The organism is Janibacter sp. LM (assembly GCF_039631275.1).
Lineage (GTDB): Bacteria > Actinomycetota > Actinomycetes > Actinomycetales > Dermatophilaceae > Janibacter > Janibacter terrae.
On the sequence record NZ_JBDIVG010000052.1, the window covers coordinates 1 to 8,892 of the forward strand.

Annotated in this window: 9 protein-coding genes and 2 pseudogenes; 2 read left to right on the forward strand and 9 right to left on the reverse strand. The window is 64.2% G+C overall.

The annotated features are described in order from the left end of the window. A pseudogene (locus ABC138_RS17125) lies at positions 1-385 on the forward strand (hypothetical protein); the annotation flags it as partial. On the opposite strand, the gene ABC138_RS17130 reads toward ABC138_RS17125, so the two are convergent. From ABC138_RS17130 to ABC138_RS17150, 5 genes are all read right to left on the reverse strand, one after another. Beyond that, positions 376-1,599 (reverse strand): FAD-dependent oxidoreductase, encoded by a 1,224-nt coding sequence (locus tag ABC138_RS17130; protein WP_032492315.1) that lies wholly within the window; start codon positions 1,597-1,599, stop codon positions 376-378. The pseudogene ABC138_RS17125 and the gene ABC138_RS17130 sit on opposite strands and share 10 nt — an antisense overlap. 366 nt (positions 1,600-1,965) lie before the next feature. Continuing rightward, entirely contained in the window at positions 1,966-2,337 is a 372-nt protein-coding gene (locus tag ABC138_RS17135; protein WP_068329956.1) for a non-heme iron oxygenase ferredoxin subunit, read from the reverse strand. A gap of 82 nt (positions 2,338-2,419) precedes the next feature. Beyond that, complete coding sequence (locus ABC138_RS17140) at positions 2,420-2,959, reverse strand: aromatic-ring-hydroxylating dioxygenase subunit beta (RefSeq protein WP_032492317.1); 540 nt, start codon at positions 2,957-2,959, stop codon at positions 2,420-2,422. After that, complete coding sequence (locus ABC138_RS17145; protein ID WP_082807803.1) at positions 2,959-4,383, reverse strand: aromatic ring-hydroxylating dioxygenase subunit alpha; 1,425 nt, start codon at positions 4,381-4,383, stop codon at positions 2,959-2,961. The genes ABC138_RS17140 and ABC138_RS17145 overlap by 1 nt, the downstream gene beginning before the upstream one ends. A 259-nt stretch (positions 4,384-4,642) precedes the next feature. Continuing rightward, positions 4,643-5,083 carry a site-specific integrase gene (locus ABC138_RS17150; RefSeq protein ID WP_068329949.1) on the reverse strand — a complete coding sequence of 147 codons (441 nt, stop codon included), beginning with the start codon at positions 5,081-5,083 and terminating at the stop codon, positions 4,643-4,645. Positions 5,084-5,110: 27 nt separating this feature from the next. On the opposite strand from ABC138_RS17150, the gene ABC138_RS17155 reads away from it, so the two are divergent. Continuing rightward, positions 5,111-6,225 (forward strand): IS3 family transposase gene (locus tag ABC138_RS17155; RefSeq protein ID WP_156811799.1). Its coding sequence is split into 2 segments (ribosomal slippage): positions 5,111-5,384 and positions 5,384-6,225, totalling 1,116 coding nucleotides; the frame shifts between segments, so codons are not numbered across the junction. Between the two features lie 8 nt (positions 6,226-6,233). Here the strand turns inward: ABC138_RS17155 and ABC138_RS17160 are convergent. From ABC138_RS17160 to ABC138_RS17175, 4 genes and pseudogenes are all read right to left on the reverse strand, one after another. Further along, positions 6,234-6,800, reverse strand: a complete 567-nt coding sequence (locus ABC138_RS17160; protein ID WP_169702103.1) for a transposase — start codon at positions 6,798-6,800, stop codon at positions 6,234-6,236. A 365-nt stretch (positions 6,801-7,165) separates the two neighbouring features. Next, positions 7,166-7,854, reverse strand: a pseudogene (locus tag ABC138_RS17165) (IS110 family transposase); the annotation flags it as partial. A 182-nt stretch (positions 7,855-8,036) separates the two neighbouring features. Next, on the reverse strand, positions 8,037-8,180 hold the full coding sequence (locus tag ABC138_RS17170; protein WP_255218358.1) for an IS110 family transposase: 144 nt from the start codon (positions 8,178-8,180) through the stop codon (positions 8,037-8,039). 176 nt (positions 8,181-8,356) lie between these two features. Further along, positions 8,357-8,892 (reverse strand): SDR family oxidoreductase (locus ABC138_RS17175; protein ID WP_345914432.1); only part of this gene is annotated, 536 nt, incomplete at its 5' end.

Consider the following 8,892-nt stretch of genomic DNA (forward strand, 5'->3'; position numbering starts at 1 on the left):
GGAGCAGAAGATCGCCCGACTCGAAGCCGAGAACGCGACGCTACGCCAGTTCGTCTCCCCAGCGAAATACTTGGCCGCCGAACGCAGAAACTCCCGCTTGGTGGTGAGCTTGTTCTCGCTGGCCTCCAGCTCGGCGACCCGGGCCGAGAGCCGGGCGATCTTCTCCTCGGCTGTCTCCTCGCCACTACCGTCTGCGGCACCCGAGGACGCGGACCGTCCGGTGCGGGTGGACCGGGCGACGCTCACCCTCGGGTACGCCGGCGTCTACTCTTCGTTCCTGCGGCATGCGGAGAACGTTGCCGCCCGACACGACGTCGACTCCCCGGGTACGGACGGCAGCGGAGGCATCGTCCTATGCGCCATCACGATCTGGCTTCATGGATGAGCGACACGCCCGAGCGCACGCAATGAGACGGCCGGGTCGATCAGGTCCGATGCCATAACGGGAACTCGTCCCTCGATCAGTGGCTTGGTCGCCCGCAACTCCTTCGGCGAGTCGATCGCAGCCGCCGCGGTGACCCGCCCATCGCGGACCCAGAATGCGACGAACTGCGCCGTGGTCACGCCAGGTCGGACGACGAACTGGTCGCCTGGCTGGTGTCGGCCATACATCTGGAGCCGATGTCCGTATTGATCGGACCAGAAGTACGGCGCATCTGTGTTGACTGCCGGTACCCCAACCATGTTGGCTCCGGTGACTGTGCCTAGACGATTGGCGACGTCCCAGTGCTCGATGCGCTGGCGACGCCCGGTGAACGGACTGACGAAGGTGGCGACGTCGCCGGCCGCCCAGATCCAGGGGACACTCGTGCGACCGTGACGGTCCGCGACGATGCCGCCGTTGCAGTACACCCCTGCGTCTCGGGCCAGCTCGTCGTTGGGCTCCACCCCGCAGCCAACGAGTACGGTGGCCGCATCCAGAACCGAGCCATCGTCCAGGACGACCTTCTCGACCTCCCTCTCCCCCACGAACTCGGTCACAGTGCGCCCCCCCAGAATCCGCACCCCCTCACGCTCGTGCATCCGCTGGACGTGGGCTGCAAGGGCAGGGCCCAGCACGCCGGCCAGCGGCACCGGCATCGCCTCGACTACCGTGACATCGATCCCTCTTCCCCGCGCGACGGCCGCCGCCTCGAGGCCGATGAACCCTCCTCCGACGATCACCCAAGGACCGCCCACGTCGAGGCGCGCCGCCAGCGCACGTGCATCCGCCAGGCCACGCAGCACCAGGACATGCTCGAGATATTCTCCCGGAACTCCCAGACGCCGAGCGTTGACACCGGTCGCCACTAGCACGGCATCCGCCCCGAGTCCCTCGCCGTCAGGCAACCGCACCACCTTCCGGTCGACATCGAGCGCTGCGACCGGCATGCCGAGCAGCAGGTCGATGTCTTCCTCGACGTACGTGCTCGGTGGGAGGATCCGACGCGGCGCGTCAAGGTCGGTGAAAGACTTCGACAGAGGCGGTCGCTCGTAGGGCTCCTCGGAGGCTGCTTCCACGAGAGTGATCCGACCCTCGAAGCCATTTCTCCGCATGGCTAGTGCCGCTGCGACACCGGCAGCACTGCCACCGACGATGACGTGGTGCGGTGCGGTCATTGGTGCACCCTCTTCCTGGCGGGGATCGAGATGATGGTTGTTGTTCGGACTCGGTGAGGCTCGGTGTGATGGCCGGTGGGGGTCGCGCGCGAAGGGCCTCCCAAAACACCGCCGCCCCCGGGCTGTCCCGAGCCATGGAGCGCCAGTCAGTAACCGCCCGACATCCAGCCTCTCCTCGCCGACCCGTCGCTGCCACCTAGAATGAACTGTGGGCTGACTCTCTGTCGGTGTGGCTTCACCTCGGAGCGGTCGAAGGCGACGACGCGAGCGCCCTCCTCGACATACCGCTCGACGATGTCGCGCGACCGAGACCGGAACCGGCTCCGGTGACGATGACCGAGTAGTCCTGAAGCCAACCCACGGCTCTCACTCCTTGATGAGGTACGTGCTCGGAAGCGCAACATAAAGGACCCCGTCGACGAGTGCGACGGGATGGACGGCCACAGCCGTCGTGGCGGGCGGCGCGAGCGGCTCGCCGGTGCGCAAGTTGAACTTAGCGAGGTGGAGGGCGCATTCGACGAAACCGTCCGCGACCCACCCGTCCGCCAACGAGTAGGTCTCGTGGGTGCACGTATCGTCGATACAGAAGTACTCGCCCTCTGTTACAAACACCGAGACGGGCGGCAGCGTACCGAGGCACAGACCTTCGTCCTCGGGCACGTCGTGGGCCGCACAGGCACGGCGCCATGTGCGGCCCTCGACGTTCGGCAGCGCCACTTCCACGTCGTTGTTGGTCATCGTGCCCGAAGCCAACTGCTGATACTTGACCGCGCGCAGCGGGCTATCTGCGTGTGATTCAACGTCACTGTGACCTCGCTTCTCAGAAGAAGATGCTCAGATTCCTAGACAGCAACACGTTGTTGTCTAGGATGACCTCGCGGCGGGCGATGAGCAGACCGTCCGTGGCAGTCCGGCGGAGGATGTCGCGCCGACATCCAGCGTGCAGGTCAACATCGGCTTCCATGCGGTTGCGATAGACGAGGAAGTGGGACCGGGCCCGGTAGTCTCCTACACCGGAATCGTCCGACTCCACTTCGACGTTCGTAATGAGGCGCCTGGTGCGCGTCGGGGGATCCTCGGCCCACGCCTGCCCGGTCTCCAACCCCCGCACCCGCTTCTCGAGATTCGGTTTGTCGTCGTCGAAGTATCCGAAGTCGTCTTCACCGGAATACTCGAACTGCTGCTCCCGCCGAGACAGGTTATACCGGAGAGGCGCCCACAGGTGGGCATCGTCGGCCCACAATGTGAGCCACTCCGTGAAGAGCCTGTCGTCAAGGAGTCGCGCCTCCTTGTAGTAGAACTTCTCGACCGCACGGGCGACGTCAATAACCTCTGTATTCGTATTCTCAAGAACGCTCATCAGGATTCTCCCGCCTTCGCCATGTCGCTTCGGTCGATTACCTCGGTCGTACGCACCGGCACGGAGATGTCCTTCCAAGACTCCGCCGCCATGAACTCGGCCCAGCGTCGGTACAGACTGCGCTGGTTCTGCTCACTGTAGGTGTGACTGACCTTGCCGGGCAGCGTCGGATGCGAGCGCTCGTGTCCCACTCCCATCTCGACATGCAACTTGGAGAGTCGGGTCACCACTCCCTCCTGACCCCCAGCACCTGAGCAGTAACTCCAGTTCTCGCCGTCGTCCTGTTCCCAAGTACCACCGGGGCTGAAGTGTCGGATGGCCTGCGTGCGCCAAGCATTCTTCACCTCCTGCGGAGCCTTCTTGTCGACGATGCACCACGACCAGGCCTCCATCTCGGTGGGACTCTTGGGCATCCAAACGCGCAGGACCGAGCTGTCGTGGAGGTAAGAGAAGTTGGGGAACACGTTGGCGTGCGTCCAGGACATCCCCTCTACGCGCTCCTTACCAAGGCGGTTGATGGACTCCTGGCGCGTCTCGTCGCGCCAGCGCAGGATCGCCTCGCTGCTCCCCGCCGAGAACGGCGCTCCGGTCGGCGAGTACATAACACCAATACCATGGCCTTCCGCTGGGTTGATCTCGAGCCCGTCGATATTCACGAAGGCGTCCGCCGCCTCGGGCGGGAACTCAGACAGCAGCACCGATATATGGCTGGAGATGGTGTGGTAGTTGTCTCCACTGAACTGCTCGGCGGCAAGCTTCCAGTTGCCCCGCATCTTCCACTTGTGGACACCGGAGATGACTTCGGTGCCGCCATCCACACGGTCAAGCAGGATGTCCAAGTAGTAGGTCATGTCGCCCAAGAAGTCGACAAGCGACGGCGCTTCGGGATCGAAGCAACCGAAAACCAGCCCTTTGTAGGACTGCACCTGTGGAACCCGCAGCAATCCCAACTTCGACTTGTCGATCTCGTTGTAGTAGGCGTATTCCTCGCGGGGCACGCTCACCAACGAGCCATCCGTGCTGTACGACCAACCGTGGTACGTGCAGGTGAAGGCCTTCGCGTTCCCCCAGTCGGCGCGGCAGACCTTCATCCCACGATGGCGACAAGAGTTGAGCACCGCGCTGATCGATCCGTCGCGCTGTCGGGTCACCACGACGGGATCGGCGCCGATGTAGGTCGAGAAGAAGTCCCCGGCCTTGGCCAGCTGGCTTTCATGGCAGAGAAAGGACCATGATCGTGCAAAGACGCGCTCAAGTTCAACCTTGTAGATCTCAGGGTCGAAAAACATGCGCCGGTCCAGCAGGCCACCCTCGCTCTCGGACAGTTCCTTGAGCTGAGACGACAGGGCGGGATTCAAAGGTGGTGCCTGAGGTGTCTGCCCGTTCGGGCTCACCAGTTGACCACTGTCATTCACAGTCAGCATTGTTGCCTCCATTCCTAGCTTCAGTTGCGACTTCGTTTGTCGGGGGGATTCGAACGCGCTGCATTTCTTGGGGTCAGCGCTGTAGAGGACTTCCCGGTTACCTGGTCGTCCTGTACACCACCGCCGAACTCCGTCCCGTCATCAAGTCCGTCTCACGGGTTCGAGGGCTGGTGCGGTGAGTGTTACATCACACCGCAGCCGTCGTGAAAATCCTCCCTCGGGTGAGGCCAAATATCCCCCAAAAGGGGCTCTGTCCGGGTCAATTCCGCTGGGTGGTGCCACCGCCATCCTCGACCGACTCCTGCACCACTGTGACGTCCCCCTCACCCTCGACCTCGCTCACCACCGAAGGGCCCAGCCGTGGCCGACATCCAGGCAAAGCGCTGCGGTCGGGAGCTCCGAGCAGGGCGGTCACTTCTGCTCGGCTGAGATTGGTGACCTGGGGCCGGTCGTAGCGTTTGGGCGGGATCGCGAGGACCCGGGCGATCGTCTCGGCATGTTCTGGATGACGCAACGCGGCAAAGGTGAACATGGAGTGGATCGCTGCGAGCCGACCGTTGCGTGTTCTGGTGCTGTTGCCGCGCTCACTCTCCAAGTGGTTGAGGAACTCCCCGACCAGAGGCGCGTCGAGATCAGCGATGTCGATGTGGCGTGACCCCCGTTGGTTGGTCCGGGTGGTGTGAGAGTCCTTGCGGCCCACGAGGGTGGGCAGGAAGGCTCCATCACCATGACAACGAGGAAGCGACACACGCCTGAGCAGGTCGTGCGCAAGTTGGTCGAGGCCGACCGGCTGCTGGCCGGGGGCGCTGACACGGCCGAGGTTGCCCGGCAGCTCGGTGTCTCCGAGCAGACCTACTTTCGGTGGCGTAACCAGTTCGGCGGGCTGAAAGCCGAGGACGCCAAGGAGCTGAAGAAGTTGCGTGCCGAGAATCAGCGGCTCAAGCGTCTGCTTGCTGATGCCGAGCTGGACAAAGACATGCTCCGCGAGGTCGCCAAGGGGGAATTCTGAGCCCGGCCCGCCGACGCGCGGCCGTTGTTCACCTGCGTCGAGTCTTCGACGTCAGCGAACGGCGTGCGTGTCGGCTGGTCGGGCAGCACCGATCCACCCAACGCCACACCCCGCCCGCGCAGACTCCTGATGATCCCGACGCTGGGCTGCGGGCCTGGCTGCGCGCCTACGCCGGGGCCCATCCCCGGTGGGGACACCGGCGCGCCTACCACGACGCCCGCGGCCAGGGCTGGGTCGTGAACCACAAGAAGCTCCAGCGGCTGTGGCGCGAAGAAGGGCTACGTGTGCACGTGCGACGCCGCCGTAAACGGGTCGGATCCTCGACCGTGCCACCAGTCCCGACCGCCACCTCGGCCAACGTGGTGTGGGCGATCGACTTCCAGTTCGACTCCACCACCGACGGCCGACCGATCAAGATCCTCTCCGTCGTCGACGAACACACCCGCGAAACACTGGGCGGCCTTGTGGAACGCTCGATCACCGCCGAGGCCCTGGCCGCCGAGCTGAACCACATCGTGGCCGCCCGTGGCGCCTCGCCGGCGGTGCTGAGGCTCGACAACGGCCCGGAGATGATCGCGGCAGCACTGGCCCAGTGGGCCGGCACCCAAACCGGGATGCTGTTCATCCCACCCGGCGAGCCCTGGAAGAACCCCTTCATCGAATCGTTCAACAGCAGGCTGCGCGACGAGTGCCTGAACATCAATCTGTTCTGGTCGATGACCCACGCCCAGGTCGTCATCGGCGACTGGAAGACCGAGTACAACCACGACCGTCCCCACTCATCCCTGGGCTACCTCAGCCCGGTGGCCTACGCTGCGGTCTGCACCCATTGATCGGACTCTCACACGACCTGGACCGATCCACGGGGTCCTGCCAGATGTTCGTCGGCGCGATGTTCGTGCGCGCCGTGGTGAAGGCGAGCAGCAGGCGCCAGGTATCGCGGTAGGCAGCGATCGTGTGTGCGCTGGCACCAAGTTGATGACTCAGCCGGTCGGTGAAGAAGGCCTGCAGCGTCGGCGCGAGGGCGGTCATCCCCGAACCGGTCACGGTGCTGGTCGATGTAGTCGACCAGCACCGCGGTGGGCACCTCTACTTGATCTTGCGGTCGAGCTCCGCGGCCGCGAAAAGCCGCGGACGTTTTCAGGATCTCGTTGGCCCGACGCAGTTCCCGCACCTCACGCTCGAGCTCGGCCAGCCGCTGGGCGTCATCGCTCGTGGTGCCTGGCCGGACCCCGCCGTCGACCTCGGCCTGACGGACCCAGTTCCGCAGCGCCTCGGGGTGGACCCCGAGCTGATCGGCGACCCGCTTGATCGCTCCACGCGCGGACTCCGGATCCTTCCGGGCGTCCAATGCCATTCGCGTGGCCCGCTGCTGGAGCTCAACGCTGTACTTCCTCGGTGCTGCCATGACTCTCATCATCCTTCCCAGGATTGAGAGCCTCCATCAGACCCGCGATTCATTCTCGTCATCAGCTCGGACCTCAACACGATCGAGCATGCAAGACTTCGACACCAAGAGGGTGCTCCCTTGACTCTGACTGATCATTGGCGTGGTAACCGTGATCCTGCAGGTCAGGAGCACCCTCTTGCATCAGACCCGCCGCTACCGCGGCATCCGAGCGGTGGATTGTCAATGATCTTGTCAAGCCGTTCGGGGCATCGGTTCTCGCAACGGTGGGGTCAGTTCGAAGGGCCGGTTCTCGCGGAGCAGGGCCCACAGGACGTCGACGCGTCGCCGGGCCAGAGCGATGAGCGCTTGGACGTGCCCGAGGCCGGCACGACGGTGTGCTGGGCCTTGGCCGCGGCCAGGGCATCTGTTGCGATCTGGTCGGCGCTGCGGACCTTCCGCTTGACCAGCCACGTCCGCAGCCGCGACTGACCGGCACGGCGGATCGCCTGCGGCGTCTGGTAGCCGGTCAGCAGGGTCAATGCGCCGCGGCTATGGGCGTAGTCGAAGACCGCTCCAGCGCAGGGAAGTAGCCGCTGAGCACGTCGCGCAGCCGGTTGACCATGCGGACCCGGTCACCGACCAGGCCGGTGCGATGGGTCACCAGCAGCCGCAGCTCGGTCACCAACGAGGTGGCGACCTCCACCTCGGCAAGGTCGCCGCGGTGCCGCAGCGTCTCGGCCATGACATAGCCGTCGCGGGCGTCGGTCTTGGCTTCACCTCGGTAGGCGCTGGCCATCTGGTTCACGGTGCGGCCGGGGACGTATCTGACCCGCTGACCGTGCGCCGCCAACAGAGCAAGCAGGAGCCCCGACATGGTCCCGGTGACATCGACTCCCCAGACCACCTCCTCCGCGCGGGCAAGAACACCGCCGACCGCGTCGAGGATTGCGGCCTCGTCGTTGATCACCTTCGTCGACCAGACCGTGGTATCTGCCTCGTCGATAAAGCAGATCCAGTGGTGGCCCTTGCCGACGTCGATGCCCGCCCACCCGAGCGGAACCTGTTCCTTCATCTACTCCTCCTTCGAGCGCACAAGGCATTGTCGTGGCCCGAAGGAACACCCCGCCGACAGATCCGTAAACAGCGACCAGGACGCGCATCTCAATCAGCAGTGAAGGCGTCCCAGGAGGAGCTGGGCGGCCAATCCATCGGAGCCATCAAGGGCGATCAAGCCCTCCCGGGCCACCCAAGAACTTACGGATCCAGGCTGAGGAGGCGTACCAGCGGTGCGGTGCCGGTCCAGGAGGCGAACCGGTTGCGGTCGGCGAACCTGGCCACGTCACCGACGTCGGCAAGGATCCGCGCGGCTACCACAGGATCGATGCCGTGGATGTCCATCAGGGTGCGACCGTCGGGCCTGGACCATCGCCTTGAGCTCGGCGGTTCATCTTGGTCTCGATCGCAATCAGGCCTTCGCTATCACCTTCGCCGACCGGATGCCGGCCGCGGAGGACCTCTAACAATGGAAACGCTGCTTACACCGTTCTTCGGACAGACCCGCCGTGCACGCCTGCCTACATGGCAGTGTGGCCGCCATCGACGGCCAGAACCTGTCCGGTTATCCACGAGGACTCATCCGAGGCAAGGAACAGGGCGGCGGCGGCGATGTCATCGGGGGTTCCAGGTCGCTTAAGAGGTTGAACTCCAAGCATCATCTCAATGAAGGGGTCATTGGACAGGTCCGCCGTTTGCTTGGTGAATGGCACGAATCCCGGCGCGATCGCGTTGCAGCGAATTCCGTTCGCACCATAGTCGACGGCGATTGAGCGGGTGAGTCCAATGACTCCCGCTTTGGTGGCGGCATGCGGTCCATGTGTCGGGATGCCAACTATTCCAGAGGTGGACGCAGTATTGATGATAACTCCGGACCCGCGCCGTTTCATTTCGCGTAGGGCATACTTGCAACCGTAGTAGACCTGCGTAAGTTCGAACAGGACCGTGAAGTCCCAGTCTTCGGTTGGCAGGTCAGCGATGGGTGCCATTCGGACAAGGCCAGCATTGTTGTACATAACATCGATCTGATGATGGGCTTCGACGGTGTGCTGAATAA